Here is a 17,290-nt window from a genome sequence, read left to right as displayed (position 1 = left end):
GTGGAATGGGCTCTGACCTGGGAAAACGTGATTTTATCCGCCGTCCCCTCGGACGCCGGGGGACGCATGGGGGAAACGTATCTTCCCGATGACTGGGGGACGCGATGTGCATCGGACGTCCGTACGCGCAGGGTCTCACATCACCTTCGGATTAGCCGACCTTCGTTGAAACAATCCCGCGCCCCTCGGCGTTACGGATCTTGAAGCCGAGGAAGGGAAGGTGTGGGGCCTGAAGCTGTTCCATATGACACAGAGCGGCGCGGCCGAGGTCGCGCCGCGTCTTGCTGAGACGGAAGCGGATGTGCAGGGCCATGTTGAGGCGCACATGGAGACGTTGCTGGGCGTCCGGTTCCTGGCGAGTGAGTACAGCACGGGGCCGGTCCATGGGGGCAGGATCGATTCACTCGGTCTGGACGAGAACGGGTCGCCTGTCATCGTGGAGTACAAGCGCGGTGTCGACGCCGGCGTCATCAACCAGGGCCTGTTCTACCTGAGCTGGCTCGTGGACCACCGGGCCGAGTTCGAGCGCCTGGTCCGCGACCGGCTCGGGGCTCCGGCCGCGGCCCAGGTGCTGTGGAGCAGTCCGAGGCTGATCTGCATCGCTGGGGACTTCACCCGCTACGACGTGCACGCCGTGCGTGAGCACCGGCGCAGCATCGACCTGGTCCGCTACCGGTACTTCGGCAGGGACCTGCTCGGACTTGAGACCGTGGCCTCCGTCAGCGGCGGGCAGCCAGCAGTGCGAGCGGCCCGCAGGAAGCCGGTCGCGCGGGCAGGAGGCGCCGGCCCGAGCGCGGCGCTGGACGACCTGGTGCAGGCTCTCGACGAGACACTGCTCGGTCTCGGGGACGGCGTGACCCGCGTTCAGCGCAAGACGTACCGGGCGTATCAGCGCCTGCGGAACTTCGCCTGCGTCTGTCCGCCACAGAGGACCAAGCTCCTCGTCTACCTGAAGGTCGATCCGAAGGAGGTCGACCTGGTGCCCGGCTTCACTCGCGATGTGGCGGGACTCGGCCATCACGGCACGGGCGACCTGGAGGTCCAACTGCGTACGCAAAGGGACGTCGAGCGCGCGCAGGACCTGTTTCGAGTCAGCTACGCGGCGGCATGAGCCGGCTCCTGTCCGTGGCGTTCTGTGGAAGCGTGGTTTTCAGCGAGCCTTTCGACGCAGGGATGGAAGGGTGGCGGTGGACTATCAATGATGTTCAGGATCGCCGGTTTGGCTAACCGGCGATCCCGAGCTATGTTGCCCGACCGCGGCGAAGCGCTCAGTGTCTGCTGACTACGATGATGAGGGTGTGTGCGGCGCCTTCCGCGCCCAACGCTCGAGTGGCACGCGATCTCCCACCCGGAACGTGGCGCGGCCGGTGAACGCGATGACGCGGAAGTCGTCGGCCCTCTGCTCGAACAGCACGGGATCGGAGAGCGGCAGCGCCGCCATGGAGCGGGTCAGTAGCGGCTCGATGGGTGGTGAAAGGCGCACTCCTCCACCCCTGCACCCCGCGCGTCCGGACTGCCGGCCTTGTTCGCACCGCCTGGACAGCTGCACGGTGTTCGGGCGGAATCGGCTCTGCGGCCTGGCTTTGGCGGCGCATGGGCGTGCGAGTCCCCGTCCCTGTCCACGTGGCTGAAGGGGGCGTCGTCCGGTCAGTCGTCGGCCGTGGGTCGTAGCTGCTCGAAGAGCCGCGAGGGGTACAGCGGCAGGTCCAGTGCGAGTTCGAGCAGGAGGATCGTGTGTGAGGCGGGCAGCCGGGTTCCCTCCAGGACGGCCTTGACCGTGGGGTGGGACGACTGGGCCAGCCGGGCGAGTTCGCGGAGCCCGAGGCGCCGCTGGGCCATGGCCGCTGCGAGGTTCTTCGCGAGAGCCTGGCCGAGGTGAGCGCCGGGTGGCGCGTCGGCCGCCAGGTCCCCGGACGGCCATTCACCGTGGGCGAGGTGGTCCCGGGGGATCACCTCCCGCGCCATGTCCCACCCCGCTGTGACCGTTATCTCCTGGTGCCTCGAACGTCTCATTTTCCCTGATCCCCATGCGTGACCCGCGCGATCCCGGGTGGTAATTTTTTCTACCACCGTTTGTGTGATGAAGGGGGATGCACTGTGCTGTTCGTTGGATGCGACTGGTCGGACAAATGGCTCGACTTCGCCGTGCTCAACGACGCCGGCACCGTGATGGCCGAGCGCCGCATCACCTACGCCGACGCCCCCGACCCGGTGGCCGAATACCAGGCGTTTCTCGCCCCGTTGGAGCGGCGGTGGAGGTCGGCCGTCACGGGGATCGAGGACACCGGCATCCTCTTCGCGCGTGCCCTGGCGGCGGCTGGCATGAAGGTGGTGCACGTGGATCCGACGCGCGCGGCCCGCCACCGGAGTGCTCTGGGAATCGCGAAGTCGGACCGTGCCGACGCGCGGATGCTCGCGGCCATGGTCCGCGCCGGGGTCTGCCGGCCGGTCGTCGCCAGCAGCCCCGAAGCCCAGGCGCTGCGGACCCTCACCCACACGCACCGCGCCGCCGTCGCGGCCCGCGTAGAAGCCGCACACAGTCTGCGTGCCGCCCTGACCCGGTTCTGGCCTGCGGCTGCGGCTGCCTGGCCCTCCCGGCTCGGCGGGCTGCGCAACGCCCAGGCCATGACGGTGCTGGCCGCAGCTCCCGGACCTCGCGCCGCCAGCAAGCTCACCCGGGCCCGGCTGGCAGAACTCCTGCGGCAGGCCGGCCGGACCAGGGCCGTGGAGGACGAAGCCGAGCGGCTGCACCTGCTGTTCTGTCGGCCCGCCATGCTTCTCGACCCGCAGGTGGAGGAAGCCGAGTCGGTGCGGATCAGGGACCTGGTGGCCGTCCTGGACCGCGCGGTCTCCAGGGCCGCAGCCCTGGAGAAGGACATGCACGCGCACTACACCCGCCAGCGGCACTACCCGCTCATCTCCCGAATCCCGGGGATCGGTCCTGTCCTGGGGGCCTACCTGCTTGCCGAGATCGGGGACCGGCCCGAGGAACGTTTCGGCAGCGGGCGCTCCCTGGCCGCCTACGCCGGCGTCGCTCCGCTCACCTGGGCCTCCGGCACCACCACCCGTGTCGCCTTCCGCCGGGCCTCCTCCGTCCACCTCCGCAGCACACTGCACACGGCCGCGTTCAGCCTGGCCATGCAGTCGCCGGGAGCACAGCACTACTACCGGCGGCGACGTGCCGCCGGAGATGCGCACGCCACCGCCCTGCGCAAGCTCGGCCGCCGACTCGTTCTATGCCTGTACCGGTGCATGTCCACCGGCCTGCCGTACGACGACGCGGTCGCCTTCGGCTACGACCCGGAGCGGCCGGATGCCCCCGCGCTGCAGAGGCGAAGCCCGCTGTCCCCGGACGAGATCAGCCACGCGCGCGAACTCCTCGCCCAACCCGGCGCCACCGTCGTGGCAGTGGCCAAGGCGTTCGATGTCAGCAGGCAGACGATCTACCGGCACGTCCTCGGCCGCCCCTGGGCTGCCTGACGGGCAGGCCGCCGATCCGAGAGCGGAGGCGTCCGCCGATTGAAGCGGCGAAGGCCCCCGCCCTCGGCCCGGGCGGGAGAGGTGGGTGGGCGCGCGGTACGCCCGTTTATCCCAGGGCCTGCGAGCCCCTACGCGGGAATGGCGGCCACGCCGCCCACCCACCTCACATCACGATTCCCCTCCCAGCTGGGCCACCGACCGGTCAACGCCGTAGATGGGCTGGTGGCTGCTGAGGTGCTCCGGAGGGCGTAGCGGGAGCGTAGTGGTGTGCCTTTTTCGCCTGCGGTGGACGGGGCTGACGTATTCCGATTCCCTCGGCGAGTTCTCCGGTGAGGTGGGAGAGCAGGGTGGCGGGGGTGTAGGTGGAGGCGTGGATGGCCCAGGTGGGGCGGTCGGGGTTCTGTCCGGCCCACAGGGTCCAGGTGGGGAGGTAGTGGCCGGGGTTCTGGGCGGCGAAGGCATCGAATTGCACGCCGGCGTCTTTCTGGGGGGTTTCCCAGCGGATCCATCGTCCGTCCACCGTGTGCTTCCACCCGGCATCAGTGAGGGGGCGCGTGGCTTCGGTGACGGTCTTGTCCGTGATCGGGCTGCCAGCGACTGTTTCCCACGTGTCTGTGTCGTCCAGCTGGTCCAGCAGGGCCTTCAGCACGGGGGCGGGCGCGGTGTCGGTGGCGGTGAGGTGCCACATGCGTTCGGAGACCGGCGTTTCGTACGCGGCCACGGTCCAGGACGTCTCCCGGGGGTCTGCCTGGTGGACGCGTTCGATGCGCAGGGTCTGGGACTCGTGGATGGCGTGGGTGGTGTCGTCGGACCAGGTGCTCCACTTTTGCCACTCGCCGTGTGCGGCGAGGAACTCCTCCAGTAGGGCGTCGTGGTCGCCGGGGTCGGCGGCGTACGCCGGCACGACTTCTGGTTCGGGGGCGGGCTCGGGCTGGGCCACAGGCGATTCCGTGCCGGTGTCCGGTGTGCCGAGGATGGTGCGGGCTTGGGCGGTCTGGCGCTCGGTGTCGGTCAGGGGCGCGGGGCCGGGGCGCATGCTGTCGCCGTGGACGCGTTCGAACATGGTGAGGGCCTGGGCGGGGGAGTCGAAGGTGTCGGCGATCTGCCGCAGGTGGTTCTCTCCGTGGAGGTAGACGCTCTTGCCTGTATTGAGGTAGGTGCCGACCGCGACGGTGGTGTGGCCGTCGTGGGCGTGGGCGTGGATGAGGAGCCGCCTGTGCCGGATGTCGTCGTAGAGCTTCTGGGCCTGGTCGGAGACCTCCCGGATCTCGGACCGGGTGAGCCAGGGCATGGGGTAGTCGGCCCAGGTCCACTCCTCGTGGATGGCCTTGCGGAGCCGGTCGCTGATCTGGGTGGGGATCCCGGCCGCGTGGAGTTTGCCGGCGGTTTCGTTGGCCCAGTAGGGCTCCTCGTGGTCGATACGGACCAGGACGAGCGTGTTCTCGGCGGCGTTCTCCCAGCCGTCGGCCAGGAGGATGGCCAGGGCACGATCAGCTTTGGTGCCCGTGACGGTCGCGGTCACGGCGCTGGAGTGCGTGGGGTGGGTGTCGAGGCGGACGTGGGCGTCGAGGGCAGGTTCGGTCACTCGGGATGTGCTCTTTCTGCCGGTGGCCGGACCCGGTCGGGGCCCGTCCACCGGCATGGTCGGGGTCAGCGTGTGAGGCGGCCGGCGGAGGCTGCCGTGGTGGGAGCGGGGCCGGTGCGCCGGACCGCCCGGGTCGTGCGGGGCGGGGGGCCGGTTGCCGGGGAGGTGGCTTGCTGCCAGCGGGTGCGGATGGCCGTCAGTTCGGCGAGGGCGCGGCGGCTGCCGACCACGAGCTGGTAGGGGCTGTTGGCCGGGTCGTCGCTGAAGGCTTCGATGCGGCGGCCGGCGTGGTGGGCGGTGGCGAGGACGGACCGGCGCAGGATCCGCTCGCCGAGGTAGGGCGCGGACACGTCCGGCCGGGTGAGGAAACCGAGCACCTCCCGTGGGTCATCGACACCGTTCAGGACACCGCGCTGCTGGGCCTGCCAGAGGACGGTTACGGGATCGACGGGGGCGCGCTGGCGCACCAGTGTGGTCAGGCATCGCCAGAGTCCGGCGTGCAGGGGGAGGGTGAAGTCCTCTTCCGTCAGCCAGCGCATCTGCTCCGTCTCGGCTGGCCGTGCGGTGGCCGTGGCGAGCAGCAGCCGCTCCTCCTGGGTGGCCTCTTCGCCATCGGGTGGAGGTTCCTGCGGGGGTAGGGGGGTGCGGGGCAGGGAGCCGGAGTGCGGCGGGAACGCGGCGGCGATGGCGTCCACGACACCGGCGAGGGCGTCGGCTTCGGCCAGGGTGCTCGGCACGGGGTGGGGGAGCGAGGTGTCCCGCGCGGTGTGCGTCAGGCGCTGGGCGGCCTTGTGCAGGCGGCGGCGGGCGTGCTCGGCCTGGATGATCCGCGTGTACGCGGGCGCGTGCCGGGGGGTGGGGCATGCGCTGATGAGGGTGTGCAGGTGGGCGGCGGTCAGCCCGCGGGCCTGCCCGCGGGCGACGGTGAGCACCTTGCCCAGCCAGGCAATGTGCTCGGCGTGCTTGCCCGGGCCGGGGGCGGCAGGCCGTGCACGCAGGGCGGCGAGCGCGGCGGCGTGATCGGCGGTCTCGACGGGGGCGGGGGTCGGCAGGGCTTGGATCGCGGCGAACACCGCGGCGTGCGCCGGGGTGGTGAACGCGTCGGGGCTGATGCCGGTCACGTCGGGCAGGCGGTGCGGTTCGGACAGGAGGGCGCCGAGCAGGGCCTGCTCGGCGAAGTAGCCCGGCGGCGACGGTGCGCTGGCGCCGAGGCCGTCCTTGTGCGGGTGGGTGGTGCGGGGCATCAGGCTGCGAGCGTGAAGTCGTCGGGGCGGAAGGGGACGTTCAGGTGCGGGGCGAGGAGGTGGGCTGCGAGCCGGGGCGGGACGGCGTTGCCGATCTGGGAGAACTGCTGGCCCTTGTTGCCCTGCCAGGGGTAGTCGGCCGGGAAGGACTGCAGGATGCCCGCCTCCCGGGCGGTGATCTTGATCGGCTCGGGTACCACCATGGTCTTGCCCGCGGTGTCGCCGGGGCTGGGGGCGGCGGGTTCGGCGACCCAGGTGCACTCGTTCGCGCGGTGCCCGAAGAACAGCGTCCCGGCCGGCTCCCGGATCGACCGGACGGTGGCGTTGGTCTGGTTGTTGCTGCGCAGGGACCAGACCCAGCGGTGTGCTTCGGCGGTGAACGTCGGCGCTGGACGGTCGGCGGGCAGGTCGGAGCCGGGCCGGGCGGCCCAGGCCGGCCCTTCACGACGGGATCGCAGGACGGCTCCGCCCGGGTGGGGAGTCCAGGTTCCCCGGTCGCGGGCATCGGCGAGGGTCTTGCGGGAGCCGGAGGGGAAGGGCTCGGGGCCGCCTCCCGGGCCCCCGCCGGCACACACGGTGGGCACCGGGCCGTCGGTCCGGCCCCACCCCAGGGCCTCGGCCATCGACACCCACCGGGCGCGGCCGGGCCCGAACAGCGACTCCGGCTCGGCGACCTGGGCGTGCGTGGGCGGCGGGGGTGCGGCGGTACGCACCCGGGAGGCGAGCAGGAACGCGCGGCGACGGGTCTGGGGGACGCCGTAGTCGGCGGCGTTGAGGATCCCGGTCCACACGGAGAACCCCCAGGTGCGCAGGATGGCGGCGTACTGCCGCCACAGGGGCAGGACGTCGGGGACCTCCTCCATGGCCACCCACTCCGGCTCGCCCACCGCGTTCAGGGCGTGCAGGTAGCGCATGGGCTCGGCGGCGAGCAGGGAGCGCGGGTCGGCGCACGCGGCCAGGAGCTGGTCGCGGGTGTCACGACCGGCGGCGAGGTCGGCGACGGCCTGGTGGACGAGGGGCTGGTCGACCAGACCCAGGCGCTTGCCGGCCATCGACCACGCCTGGCACGGCGGGGAGGCGATCAGCCCCAGGACACGCCCGGAGAAGATCCACGCGGGGTAGCGGGCGACATCGGTCTGGAGGGTCAACTGCCCGGCTGCGGCGCGGGTTTCGCAGGCCCAGGTGTCCCATTCCAGGCCGATGTCGCGGGCCCCGAGAACGCTGAGGGCGTGGCTCCAACCACCACAGCCGGCGAACAAATCAAGGATGATCCGCCTCACACGGTCACCCCGAAGTCGCTCCGGATGTGCCGCAACTGCACGGTTGTATGGACTGGGCGGGATATGTCGGATTGAGGCAGGGGCTGGCCTTTCATCTGAGAAGCAGCTGACAGAGGAGGGTCGAGAACTTCGGCCCCGCAGGCGCCCGCGGGTCTCGGCGGGTCAGGGTGTCGCCGAGGTGGCCCGGCGCACCGGCGTTCAGCCGCCGTGTCCGGAGCTGAACGCGGGGTCGGCCATTGAAGGGCGGGCATGTCAGCGGCTTTTCGCTGCGCGCGGTGCCACGGCGGGGGGCAGTATGGCGGGCGCGGGGTTGGCCTGTGCGGAGTTGACGGGGCCGGGTGTGCGGGCGGGGGCAGCGGCTTGTACGCGAGCGGGTGGGTGCGCCAGTTCGACCGCCGCTGCCTGCAGCTCATCGGCTGCGACTTCGAGTGCCTCGTCGGCTGCGTCACGACAGCCGGTGATGATCTCGTTGACGTACCGGAGTTGGCGTTCCAAGTCCGAGGGGCTGTTGTGATACTTGGGGTAGGTGGTGAAGTTGAAGAACGTTACTTCGGCCTGCAGGCGGCCGAGTTCGGTCATGGCCTCACCGAGCGGGACGAGGGCAGCGCTGTACACCACCACCGCCTTCTTCGCGTCCGCGGAAGACAGGCCCAGGCGGTGGCTGACCTGGTCGCTGACAGCGGTGAGGATTCCGGCCAGGGAGTGCACCTGCGCGGTGACGCTGTCCAGGTCTGGGATGGTGGGAGCCGGCGGCAGGGCGCGCAGCTGGAATCGGAGGCGTTCGATCTGGCCGGCCATGTCATAGAGGGCCAGGGCCTGGGTGATGCTGGTCATGATCAGTGCTCTCGGGCATTCGGTCCGGCGGATGGGGCGGGTGTGGTCACGCGGTGAGGTCGAAATCGCTCCGCACGGGGTCGCCTGACCGGCAGGCCCACGGGGAGCAGCCGTCCACCACCCCGTTCTCCAGGTCCTCCACCACCGCGGTGCGGTCATCGATCTCCTGCTGGCGGGCGGCCCACTCGGCCGCCGTGACGTGGTCGATCGGCGCCTCGCTGAGCGGGACTCGGGAGCGGTGGAGGAACGCCTGCCCGAGCAGCCGGGTGCCGGAGGCGTTCGCGCGGGCGTTGCCCGCCCGGATCGCCGCGTCGAACTCCACGACGTCACGCCACTCCTCGGGGTTTTCCCGGATGTGCCGCCACTGCGCGTTGCCGTGGTACGGGCAGCCCAGGCAACTGGACTTCGGGGTGTCGGCGAGGCCGAGCGAGGTGAGGTAGCGCAGGCAGTCGCTGCGCGACCAGCCCAGGTCGATCAGGGGGTGGCGGTTGCGCATGTAGCGGACGTCGGCGTCCTTGGCGCGGTGGAACTCGTCGGTGGAGATGCCCACCCACTGCTCGACGAAGACGTCCTTCGGGACGCGCTGCGGGTGGGGGTAGCCGAGCAGTTCACGGACTTGTCGTTTTATCGGTTTTATCTTGTATTCCCCGGTGCACTGGCGCCGGGTCATGCCCGGCCTGCCGTCCTGGTTGAGGACGTACAGGGGCATGGACGCGAAGCGGTGGTTCGGGTCGAGGGCGTCACGGCGGATGTTGCCGGAGGAGACCCGCAGGACGGGTATCCCGGCGGGAGCGGCAATCTCCTTCTCCAGCCGGTCCAGGTGCTGGTAGACGGCGCGGGGCTCCCAGCCAGTGTCGGCGAAGATGGCGTAATCGGCCTTCGGGAGAACGCCGTTGGCGGACAGGGCGAGCAGGGTGCTGGACTGGACGCCGGCACCGAGCGAGATGCAGATGAGCGTGGGCGAAGCGGGAATCAGGGACTTCCTTGCGTGAACGAGGCAGCAACGGGACGCGTCAGCGGCGGGCGCGGGCGGTGCTGACCGTGGCCGGGGCGGGGACCGGGCTGGCCGCGGGTGGGCTGGGGATGTGGGGGGTGTCGATGACCGTGCTCAGGACGCAGGTGCCGAGGGTGGTCAGGCGTACGCGGTCGCGTGAGGAGCCGCCGGGGAAAAGCGGGGGCACGGTCGTGGACTGGCGCTCCACCAGGCCCTGGGCTTCCAGTTGGCGCAGGACGTCGACGGGCACCGGCACGCTGTGGCCGTAAGCGCGCTGACCGTATTGATCGGTGACGGCAACGTGGCCCTGGGCGACTTCGAGGAGAGCACCCCGCTGGGCCGTATCCAGGCCGGGGACCGTGGTGGTGCTGCGTGCCCGCTGGGGCAGCCTGGTGGCGATCTGTGCGGCGGAGGCGACGATGGTCGCTGGTGCGAGGGTGGTCAGTTCACGGGCCAGCCGCAGGTACTGGCCGAACCCGCGGCGCGGATCAGGGTGGGTCGGTTCGGCGTCGTCGGTGGGCCGGGCTTGCCGGGCGGCGGTGAGGTAGCGCGTGGCGCCACCGGCCAGGTAGGCGGTCTGCTTCAGCCGGACGACGGCGCTGGTGACCGGCTCGACGGCCGGCAGGGACTGCTGTCGTACCGTCTTGATGCCGGCAAGGGTCTCCCGCTCCAGACGGTGGGAGGAGGACACGTAGGCATCCTCGGGGAGTAGGGCGCGGCCGGCGAACAGCAGGTCGATCGCGTCGTTGTGCTGGGTGTAGAGGTCGGCGAGTGCCAGCAGCCGTTCCACGGGCGTCAGCGCGGCGGGTGCGGCCACGTCGAACAGCGGGGTGTCGGGGTCGGGCGGTGTCGTCATCAGTGGCGGGGCTTGGCGGCGGGTGGGGCCGGAACGGACGGGGGTGCTGCCGGCGCGGCTTGCCCGCCGGGCGGCAGGGGCGTGGTCAGACAGGTACGGGCGTCCGACAGAGCGAGCAGGGCGTCATGGACCTGCTTGGTGAGCTGGCTCAGCGCGTCGAAGACGTCGAGCTGTTTGGCGCTTCGGGCATCGGACTTGCTCAGGGCGATGACGGGGGCCAGCGCCAGGGTGTAGTGGGCGGTGGCGCGGCCGAGGTGAGCGGCTGCCCGGCCGAGCGGCTCGACGCGTTCCTGGTCCGCGGGATCGGCGTGCTCGCAGGCGAGCCCGAAGTGGGCATCGCCGACCGCTCGGGCTGTCAGGTGACAGAGCAGGTCGATGTGCCGCATCACGGTGAACACGCCGTGGGGCGAAGCGGCGACCGGGTGGTGGAGCAGGTCGGCGATCACGGCGTCGATCGCTTCCGCCATCGTCATGTCGTCCAGGTCGGTCGGCTTGTAGGTGTGCAAAAAGGCGGGGTTCCTCGGGAGGGCTTAGCGGGTTGCCGACCGGGTCACGGCGGCCTTGGCCGTGGGAGGGATGGCCGCGGGCGGGGCGGAACGAGGCTGGCCCAGGGTGGCGGCCAGGGCCTGGCAGCCCTCCGGGGTGAGGTGGGGCCGCTCGTCGTGCATCCACAGCGCGCAGGGCTCCCGTTGCACCAGGCCACGGCTTTCCAGGGAACGGATCGTGGTGATGGCCATTCGCCCGGTGCCACGCTCGACCAGGACCCCGTGCTGGTCGAGGGTGACCCGGCCGGCGGCGACGGCTTCGAGCGCCGCCCGCTGCGTGGGTGACAGGGCCGGCGGCGGCCGGAAGGCGCCGGGGTGCTGTTGGCGCAGTTCGCGGGCGAGGAGACCGGCGGCGGCCAGGCAGTCCTCGGCGCCGAGCGAGGTCAGCTGTTCGGCCAGGCGGGAGTGTCTGGCGGCCTGCGCCGTCTGCGCGGCGGGCGGAGCCGTTGCCGGTCCCTGCCCGGGGTGGTGGGAGACGGTGTGGGACAGCAGGTCGACCGCGTCGATGAGGTGGTCGGCGGCGACCACGGCCAGCGTGGCGAGCTGCGTCATCCGGACGATGGCGCGTTCGACGTCCGGTGAGTGGTGGAGCCCTGGCGCCGTACCGATGGCGTCGCGCGCATCGAGCGCGCCCCGAGCCAGGGCCTGGGTGACCGGGATGTGCTCGGCTGCCGCCCCGGTCGCGTAGGCGGTGTGTGCCGAGTTGATGCGGGTGAGGACGTCGCGGTGCCGGATGAAGTCGGCACCCAGGAGCAGAAGGCGCTCGGGCAGAGGAAGGTCGGGCAAGGTCATCGTTTCTGGGGTCGGCCGGCAGACGTGCGGGTTGCCTGCGCGGCGGCGTGGTGGACGTGAGGGCTGACGGCGGCTGCGGCCAGGGGGGTGATCAGCGCACCCGAGCCGTGTTGGACGAGGTAGGGCAGGTCCTTGAAGAGCCGTTCGACCGGTGCCGGGTCGGCCAGGTGGGCGAAGAATTGCCGGGCCAGCTCCTTGGGGGCGTCGCGGCTGAGGGTCGCGGTCCATTCCGTGTCGAACCCGTCGTACAGCGAGTGCGTGAACCGCCAGGGCAGCTCACCGCCCGGCTCGTAGGTCAGGACGCAGTGCCCGTCGGGGGAGGCGTAGACCGTGGTGGTCTCGGTCCGGGTGGTGGTCCAGCCGTTGAGGGCGGCGGTCTGGTCCAGGGCGCTGGTGGTGAGGGGGATGCGGTCGGCGTGCCGGGCGTCGCCGAGGAGCTGGGGCAGGGCCTGGGCGACGGCGGCGATGGCCTCGATGGGGGTCTGCCGGGAGAACCGGGCCGTCCAGGACGGGTCGTGGTGGCGGATGGTCCACCACGACCCGTCGAACCGGGTCGGTTCGAAGTCGAGGAAGGCACTGCCGCAGGGACTGTCGAGGCGGATGTGCCCGCTGGCCGGGTCGTGGTCGTAGGACCAGTCGAACAGGTGGATCAGGGGGCCGAGTGCGTCGGCGATCCGGGTTCCGGACCCGGCCAGGTACCGGGGGGAGACGAGCACGAGGCCCTCGGGCGCGAACGTGGTCATCGCCGCCGCCCGGCCGTAGAGGAGGCAGAGGGAGCGGGCCGGGCCGGTGCTGACGGTGGCGTCCGCGAGGACCGCTGGGTGTCCAGGACCAGCTGTCCGGCGGCGGTGACCGAGACGTCCTGGCCGCCGAGCGAGGAGTCCCGCTCCTGGACGCGGACGAGCCGGTTCTTCGCCAGGACGTGGAACGGCTTGCTGCGGATGGTGCTGCCGTTACCGGCCCGGATCGTTTCCCGGCCCCCGCGCAGCGAACGCCACAAGCGGGCACCGTCCTGGGCGATGGTCTCCAGCGCCGTGTACTGGCCGCGGGTGAGCTGAGGCATCGGCGGCATGTGCTGCGGATGCCGGATGAGATCCCGGATGATGCCGGAGGCGGCGTACTGGCAGCCCGTCGCGCAGACATCTAGCTGGTGGGCGGCATCGGCGACGATGTCCGCCAGCCGGGCACGGGTCTTGGCGTCCTGGGCCTGCCGGGCGGCGGCGTCCGGGAGCGGCTCGCCGGAGAACCCGGTCGCGTCCAGCGGGTTGTCGGCCACCGCTTCGGCGAGGTCGAGGGCGGCCAGGCAGGCCGCTTCCACGGCGGTGCTCAAACACTTCAGGGAGGCGCGGCTGCCGGGGACGACGGTGTACTGGCTGCCGTCGAGGACGGCCAGCTGCTGCAGGGTACGGCCGGTCAGATCATGCACCTGGGCGATGGCCGGGACGAGCTGCTTCAGCAGCTCGCTGCCCGGATCCGTCTTCAGGCGGGTGACGCCGGTCTTGAGGGCGTCGAAGTCCGCGCCGAGCCGGCGCAGACCGTCGACGGTTTCGAGGAGATCGATCTGGCGGGTGGTGATGGTCGGGCTCCAGAGAGGGTCATTGGGATCGGCGCGGTGCCGGTTCCGCGCCGGGGCGGCCGGGGACGGTGGCGGAAGGACGCGGGGATGGGGCCGGGATCGCGTCGGGGGTGGGGATGCCCAGATCGACGCGGACGGTGATGCCGTAGGCGTGGGCGTGGGCCTCTGCCCGGACCACCGCGCCCAGGAGATGGGCCATGCCCAGCGGCGTGGCCGGCTGGTAGGAGGTGCCGTCCGCCGAGCGGGCGAAGCCGTGCTGCTCCAGGACCAGTCGGGCCACTTCGGTGGTGGCGGTCGCGCTGAAGGTGGTGGAGGTGAGCGTGAAGCGGATGCCGGGATCCGGCCGGGGCTCTTGTGGGTTTGCCCGGGTGGTCCAGGACAGGTCGACCAGGTCGTGGGTGTGGGCCAAAAGCCCGTACATCGCTATCCCGGCGTGCTCGTTGGCTTCCTCGGACGTGGTGGGCGCCAGCAGGTAGACCGTGCGGTCGTTGATCTTGCGGGCGGTGAATCCGGCACCGGTCAGCAGACTGTTGGCGCCGCGGATGGGGCGGTTGAGAACGACGAACGTATAGGCGTCATCGGTGGATGATCGGTCCGGGGCCGGGAGGGGGTGTGCCATCCGGGCCGGGGCGGCCGGGCGGCGATGAGGCGCCATCCGGCGCCGCGCAGGGACGCGCCGCTCTCGCCGTCCTGCGTGTAGGTGATCAGCCGGCGGTAACCGAGCGCCTTCGCCGCCCGCCACGCCGCCGCGTAGAGCAACGAGTTGGCGTTGCGTACCCCGTCGCTCGCGGTGCGGGTGACTTCCAGGGTGGCGCCATCGTCAAGGTGGCGGGCTACGGGCCGGCCGACGATCGCCACCGCCCGCAGGGTGCCGTTCTCGTCGGCGGCGCCGACGGCGAAGATCTGTCCGGCCGGGGGCGCGTGGTGGCGGTGCCAGGTCCGGACGAAGTCCTTGGCCTGGCGGGAGCGGACCGGTACCAAGTGCAGCCGGGGTGTGCTCATGCGGCCTGCCCGTAGTCGGCCTGGGCGGGGGTGTGTTTGGCGACGGCGCGGGCGGTGATGGCTTTGGAGGCGCGGGCGGAGGCGGCGGCCAGTTCGCCGGCGCCGGGCTCGGCGTACCAGGGGCGCAGGTCGAGCATGGCGGCGCGCATGCCGGTGGCGAAGAGCAGGGCGGTGCCCTTGGGCAGGGCGCGGATTGCATCGGCGGGCAGGATCCGCTCCTGCCGCATGCTGACGGAGGTCGACTTGCCCGACTCGGACGTGGAGGTGGAGGTGGTGGCGACGTCGTGGTCGCCGATCAGCCGGGACAGCTTGTCCGCGAAGTCCGGGTCATCGATACCGGAGCCGATGACCTTGACGGTGGCGGCGGACCACATCGCGTCCATGCCCGCATCGCCCCAGACCTTCTGGCCCTGGCGGTAGGACTGCAGGATCGTGATCGGGATGATTCCGCGTGAGCCGAGGTGGCTGTACAGGTCGGGCAGGTCGCTGATCTTGCAGACGTTGGCGGCCTCGTCCAGGATCGCCAGCATCGGCGGGTCCAGACGTCCGCCGGCGCGTTCGGCCTGGGCGGTCGCGGCCCGCATCACCGAGTCGGCGCACGCCGCGATCAGCGCGGAGGCGCCTCCGCCGCCGTCTTTCGACAGCAGGTAGAGGGTGTCGGTGGAGGTGACGAACTCCGACGGGCGGAACTCGGGGACGTCCTTCTGTGGGGTGACCCAGGCGGCGATCTCGCTGTTGAGGAGGGCGGCGGCGTACTGGCGGGCGGTTTCGTAGATGCCGTCGCGGGTCTCCGGCGGGCCTTCCACGGTGCCCTTGAGCTGGGCGGCGACGGCGGTGAACTGGTGGTCGCGCAGGATGTCGAGCGGGGTGCGGTCGGCGGGGAAGGCCAGCCACTGCATCACGTCGGTGATGGGCCGGTCATCGAGCGCGGCGGCGAGGAAGAGCTGGGAGAGGATGTTGGATCCGGCCTTGGACCAGAAGTCGCCCTGCTGGGAGGCGTCCACGGACGCGGCGAGAAAGTGACCGGCCAGACGGCCAGCCCCGTCGAGGGTCTTGGCGTCGGCGAGCGGGTTCCACCACATCTCGCGGGCCGCGTGGGCGATCTGCTGCGGGTCCATCGACCACACCCGTCCGACCGTGGCGCGGGCATCGAGGGTGGCGGTGTAGGCGTCACCGGCCGCCTTGTTCGACGTCAGCAGGACCGGGCCGGGGGCGTTGAGGATGGACGGGATCGCCAGCGACGTCGTCTTACCCGACCGCGGGGCCATGATGGCGACGGCCACGTCCTCGTACCCCATGCGGACCTCGTGCCGGGTGCCCTGGAGGTTGCCCAGAAGGATGCCGGTGTCCTTCGGCGCGATGTGCCTGGCGGTCTTCAGACTCGGGCGCAGCGAGCGCGCCTTGTCGGTGATCGCCTTGGCCATCAGGGGCTCGATGTCCCTCGGCTTGGCCATCGCCGTGATCTTCTTTTTCCGGCCGCCGCCGTTGTTCTTGTACCGGGCCCACAGCAGGCCGGCTGTCGCGCCGAGGGCGAGCAGGACGGTGACGGGGAGGATGCGGGCGCCGATCAGCAGGGACGTTTCACCAACGTTGGGCCAGAGCTGGTCGGGGTGGAGCAGGGCGGTGGTCGGCTGGTAGGGCGCCCAGGGGTGCCCGGTGAGGTAGGCGGTGAGGTTGCCGGACAGCCAGGCGAGGTGGGACAGGGGGACGACGACGGCGAGGACGCCCATGAGGAGACGGAAGGCGAGGTCGTAGCCGTCGGAGGTGTTGGTGGAGGCAGGGGGCAAAGGGCTGCGTGCTCCGGTGGGGGGGGAGGGGGATCAGCGGGTGTGGCCGGGGTCGGCGGACGGCCGCCGGGGAAGGCCGGGTGGTGCCGTCGGGGCCTTGTGGCGGGCGGCGAGCGTGCGGACCCGGTCCTCCAGCACGAAGGCGATCTGGGAGGCCCGTACTTCGGCGCGGGTGTGGGTGACAAGGTGCGGGTCGCGGGTGGGGAGGCTGTCCACCGTGCTGATACGGGCGAGCGGGGTGGGGTCGGTGAGTGCGGTGGTGAACGCGGTGATCAGGTGCGGTGGGGTGTGCTCGCCGAAGTGGGCCTGCCATACCGGTCGCTGGGCTTGGTTCAGGGTGGTAGTCACCCACCAGGTGCCGGTCGCCTCGTGCAGGTCGACGCGTACCGTGCCGTCGGGGGAGGCGAGCCGGTTGTCCTGGGTCGTCGGTGACCAGCCCGCGTCGCGGAGCGGAGCCAAGGGGTCCCAGGCGTCTGCCACATCGCCGGTGGGGGCGGTGAGGGCGTCGGTGAACGCCGCGATGATCTCGACCGGGGTGCGGGCGCCGAAGCTGGCGTACCAGGCGGGCCGGTCGGGGCCGGCGGCGTGCTGGATGGTCCACCATGCGCTGTCCGGGTCGGGTTCCAGCCGCAGCAGTGCTTTCTGGTCGGGGCTGGAGAGGATGACGCGCGGCATGAGGGGGTCGTGGCCGTGGCTCCAGCCGCAGGCGCGGTGCAGGGGGACGGTGATCCAGGCGGGGTCACCGCCGCCGGCCAGATACCGCGGAGCGACGAAGTCGATCTCGACCGTCTGGGAGGACTCGTGCACGGTCACCTCCGCGCCATGGTGGTGTGGCCGGTGGCCGGGGCCGGTCGCGCGGCCGGTGGTCGGGACCAGGAGGTAGGGGGGCGCTTCACGGCCGTGTTGATCTCACCGATGACGTGGCCGTGGGTGGCCCAGTCGTCCAGGTAGCTCCAGCACTCGGCGTGGTGTTCGGCGAGCGCGGTCTCGAAGGCTTCGGTGCCGCGCGGGAGGCTGTCCTGGGTGGCGTGCCACTCCTCTTCCAGTGCGTCGAGGCGGTCGAGTGCGTCTCGTAGGACGCCGAGCTGGTGGATCCAGCGGGTCTGCGCGCGGTCGGCGGGCACCAGGGGCAACTGGTTTTCGGCGCTGTCCAGCAGGTGCCTGGCGCCGGCACGTACCTCCTCGAACGCCGCGGCGGTCTCGGCGTCTCGGCGGCTCTGGCGCAGGCCGTAGGCGTGGTCGTCGTACGGCCAGCCGTCGAGGTCGGTGTGCAGGTCGGAGTACGAGTTCCAGGCGTCGAGGATCCTCTTGGCCT

General features: G+C 71.3%; 18 protein-coding genes. 2 read left to right on the top strand and 16 right to left on the bottom strand.

The features are described from left to right. Nucleotides 1-220 precede the first annotated feature (220 nt). Nucleotides 221-1,111, top strand: coding sequence for a DUF5655 domain-containing protein (locus Srubr_RS18685; RefSeq protein ID WP_189999519.1), 891 nt, complete (start codon nucleotides 221-223; stop codon nucleotides 1,109-1,111). Between the two features lie 536 nt (nucleotides 1,112-1,647). Here Srubr_RS18685 and Srubr_RS18680 read toward each other — a convergent pair. Then, nucleotides 1,648-2,013: an XRE family transcriptional regulator gene (locus Srubr_RS18680; protein WP_189999520.1), complete on the bottom strand. Its 366-nt coding sequence runs from the start codon at nucleotides 2,011-2,013 to the stop codon at nucleotides 1,648-1,650. An 84-nt stretch (nucleotides 2,014-2,097) separates the two neighbouring features. Here Srubr_RS18680 and Srubr_RS18675 point away from each other — a divergent pair, with 84 nt between their 5' ends. Continuing rightward, nucleotides 2,098-3,480, top strand: a complete 1,383-nt coding sequence (locus tag Srubr_RS18675; protein ID WP_189999521.1) for an IS110 family RNA-guided transposase — start codon at nucleotides 2,098-2,100, stop codon at nucleotides 3,478-3,480. A gap of 202 nt (nucleotides 3,481-3,682) precedes the next feature. On the opposite strand, the gene Srubr_RS18670 is transcribed toward Srubr_RS18675, so the two are convergent. The 15 genes from Srubr_RS18670 to Srubr_RS40830 all read right to left on the bottom strand — a co-directional run bounded on the left by Srubr_RS18670 (nucleotide 3,683) and on the right by Srubr_RS40830 (nucleotide 17,099). Further along, the gene (locus Srubr_RS18670) at nucleotides 3,683-5,065 is read right to left on the bottom strand and encodes a DUF317 domain-containing protein (protein WP_229926990.1); all 1,383 of its coding nucleotides are present in this window, start codon (nucleotides 5,063-5,065) and stop codon (nucleotides 3,683-3,685) included. Nucleotides 5,066-5,130: 65 nt separating this feature from the next. Beyond that, nucleotides 5,131-6,309, bottom strand: coding sequence for a DnaB-like helicase N-terminal domain-containing protein (locus tag Srubr_RS18665; protein WP_189999523.1), 1,179 nt, complete (start codon nucleotides 6,307-6,309; stop codon nucleotides 5,131-5,133). After that, nucleotides 6,309-7,580, bottom strand: a complete 1,272-nt coding sequence (locus Srubr_RS18660; RefSeq protein ID WP_189999581.1) for a DNA cytosine methyltransferase — start codon at nucleotides 7,578-7,580, stop codon at nucleotides 6,309-6,311. Before Srubr_RS18660 ends, Srubr_RS18665 begins: the two co-directional genes overlap by 1 nt. A 261-nt stretch (nucleotides 7,581-7,841) precedes the next feature. Continuing rightward, nucleotides 7,842-8,423, bottom strand: coding sequence for a hypothetical protein (locus Srubr_RS18655; protein ID WP_189999524.1), 582 nt, complete (start codon nucleotides 8,421-8,423; stop codon nucleotides 7,842-7,844). A 46-nt stretch (nucleotides 8,424-8,469) separates the two neighbouring features. Then, nucleotides 8,470-9,336, bottom strand: coding sequence for an adenine nucleotide alpha hydrolase family protein (locus Srubr_RS18650; RefSeq protein ID WP_189999582.1), 867 nt, complete (start codon nucleotides 9,334-9,336; stop codon nucleotides 8,470-8,472). A 100-nt stretch (nucleotides 9,337-9,436) separates the two neighbouring features. Continuing rightward, entirely contained in the window at nucleotides 9,437-10,273 is an 837-nt protein-coding gene (locus Srubr_RS18645; RefSeq protein ID WP_189999525.1) for a hypothetical protein, read from the bottom strand. Further along, nucleotides 10,273-10,779 (bottom strand): hypothetical protein, encoded by a 507-nt coding sequence (locus tag Srubr_RS18640; protein ID WP_189999526.1) that lies wholly within the window; start codon nucleotides 10,777-10,779, stop codon nucleotides 10,273-10,275. Before Srubr_RS18640 ends, Srubr_RS18645 begins: the two co-directional genes overlap by 1 nt. A gap of 24 nt (nucleotides 10,780-10,803) precedes the next feature. Beyond that, nucleotides 10,804-11,604 carry a hypothetical protein gene (locus Srubr_RS18635; protein WP_189999527.1) on the bottom strand — a complete coding sequence of 267 codons (801 nt, stop codon included), beginning with the start codon at nucleotides 11,602-11,604 and terminating at the stop codon, nucleotides 10,804-10,806. Between the two features lie 2 nt (nucleotides 11,605-11,606). Continuing rightward, complete coding sequence (locus Srubr_RS41450) at nucleotides 11,607-12,353, bottom strand: SPDY domain-containing protein (RefSeq protein ID WP_189999528.1); 747 nt, start codon at nucleotides 12,351-12,353, stop codon at nucleotides 11,607-11,609. Next, nucleotides 12,350-13,036 (bottom strand): hypothetical protein, encoded by a 687-nt coding sequence (locus Srubr_RS18625; RefSeq protein ID WP_189999529.1) that lies wholly within the window; start codon nucleotides 13,034-13,036, stop codon nucleotides 12,350-12,352. Before Srubr_RS18625 ends, Srubr_RS41450 begins: the two co-directional genes overlap by 4 nt. Nucleotides 13,037-13,205: 169 nt before the next feature. Beyond that, nucleotides 13,206-13,805, bottom strand: coding sequence for a hypothetical protein (locus Srubr_RS18620; protein ID WP_189999530.1), 600 nt, complete (start codon nucleotides 13,803-13,805; stop codon nucleotides 13,206-13,208). After that, nucleotides 13,706-14,188: an XF1762 family protein gene (locus Srubr_RS18615; protein ID WP_229926991.1), complete on the bottom strand. Its 483-nt coding sequence runs from the start codon at nucleotides 14,186-14,188 to the stop codon at nucleotides 13,706-13,708. The genes Srubr_RS18620 and Srubr_RS18615 overlap by 100 nt, the downstream gene beginning before the upstream one ends. Beyond that, entirely contained in the window at nucleotides 14,185-15,918 is a 1,734-nt protein-coding gene (locus Srubr_RS18610) for a type IV secretory system conjugative DNA transfer family protein (RefSeq protein WP_373313653.1), read from the bottom strand. Before Srubr_RS18610 ends, Srubr_RS18615 begins: the two co-directional genes overlap by 4 nt. A gap of 90 nt (nucleotides 15,919-16,008) precedes the next feature. Continuing rightward, nucleotides 16,009-16,782: an SPDY domain-containing protein gene (locus Srubr_RS18605; protein WP_189999532.1), complete on the bottom strand. Its 774-nt coding sequence runs from the start codon at nucleotides 16,780-16,782 to the stop codon at nucleotides 16,009-16,011. Between the two features lie 2 nt (nucleotides 16,783-16,784). Next, complete coding sequence (locus tag Srubr_RS40830) at nucleotides 16,785-17,099, bottom strand: hypothetical protein (protein WP_229926992.1); 315 nt, start codon at nucleotides 17,097-17,099, stop codon at nucleotides 16,785-16,787. Between the last annotated feature and the right edge of the window lie 191 nt (nucleotides 17,100-17,290).

The sequence above is a fragment of the Streptomyces rubradiris genome, from assembly GCF_016860525.1.
In the GTDB taxonomy this organism is placed as follows: Bacteria; Actinomycetota; Actinomycetes; order Streptomycetales; family Streptomycetaceae; genus Streptomyces; species Streptomyces rubradiris.
This window is presented reverse-complemented; position numbering and strand designations above follow the sequence as displayed.

Bases quoted from the DNA above. Each gene is read 5' to 3' on its own strand.
- Srubr_RS18680 (WP_189999520.1), bottom strand. From the start codon at position 2,013: ATGAGACGTTCGAGGCACCAGGAGATAACGGTCACAGCGGGGTGGGAC.
- Srubr_RS18665 (WP_189999523.1), bottom strand. From the start codon at position 6,309: ATGCCCCGCACCACCCACCCGCACAAGGACGGCCTCGGCGCCAGCGCA.
- Srubr_RS18655 (WP_189999524.1), bottom strand. From the start codon at position 8,423: ATGACCAGCATCACCCAGGCCCTGGCCCTCTATGACATGGCCGGCCAG.
- Srubr_RS18645 (WP_189999525.1), bottom strand. From the start codon at position 10,273: ATGACGACACCGCCCGACCCCGACACCCCGCTGTTCGACGTGGCCGCA.
- Srubr_RS41450 (WP_189999528.1), bottom strand. From the start codon at position 12,353: ATGACCACGTTCGCGCCCGAGGGCCTCGTGCTCGTCTCCCCCCGGTAC.
- Srubr_RS18620 (WP_189999530.1), bottom strand. From the start codon at position 13,805: ATGGCACACCCCCTCCCGGCCCCGGACCGATCATCCACCGATGACGCC.
- Srubr_RS18615 (WP_229926991.1), bottom strand. From the start codon at position 14,188: ATGAGCACACCCCGGCTGCACTTGGTACCGGTCCGCTCCCGCCAGGCC.
- Srubr_RS18610 (WP_373313653.1), bottom strand. From the start codon at position 15,918: ATGGGCGTCCTCGCCGTCGTCGTCCCCCTGTCCCACCTCGCCTGGCTG.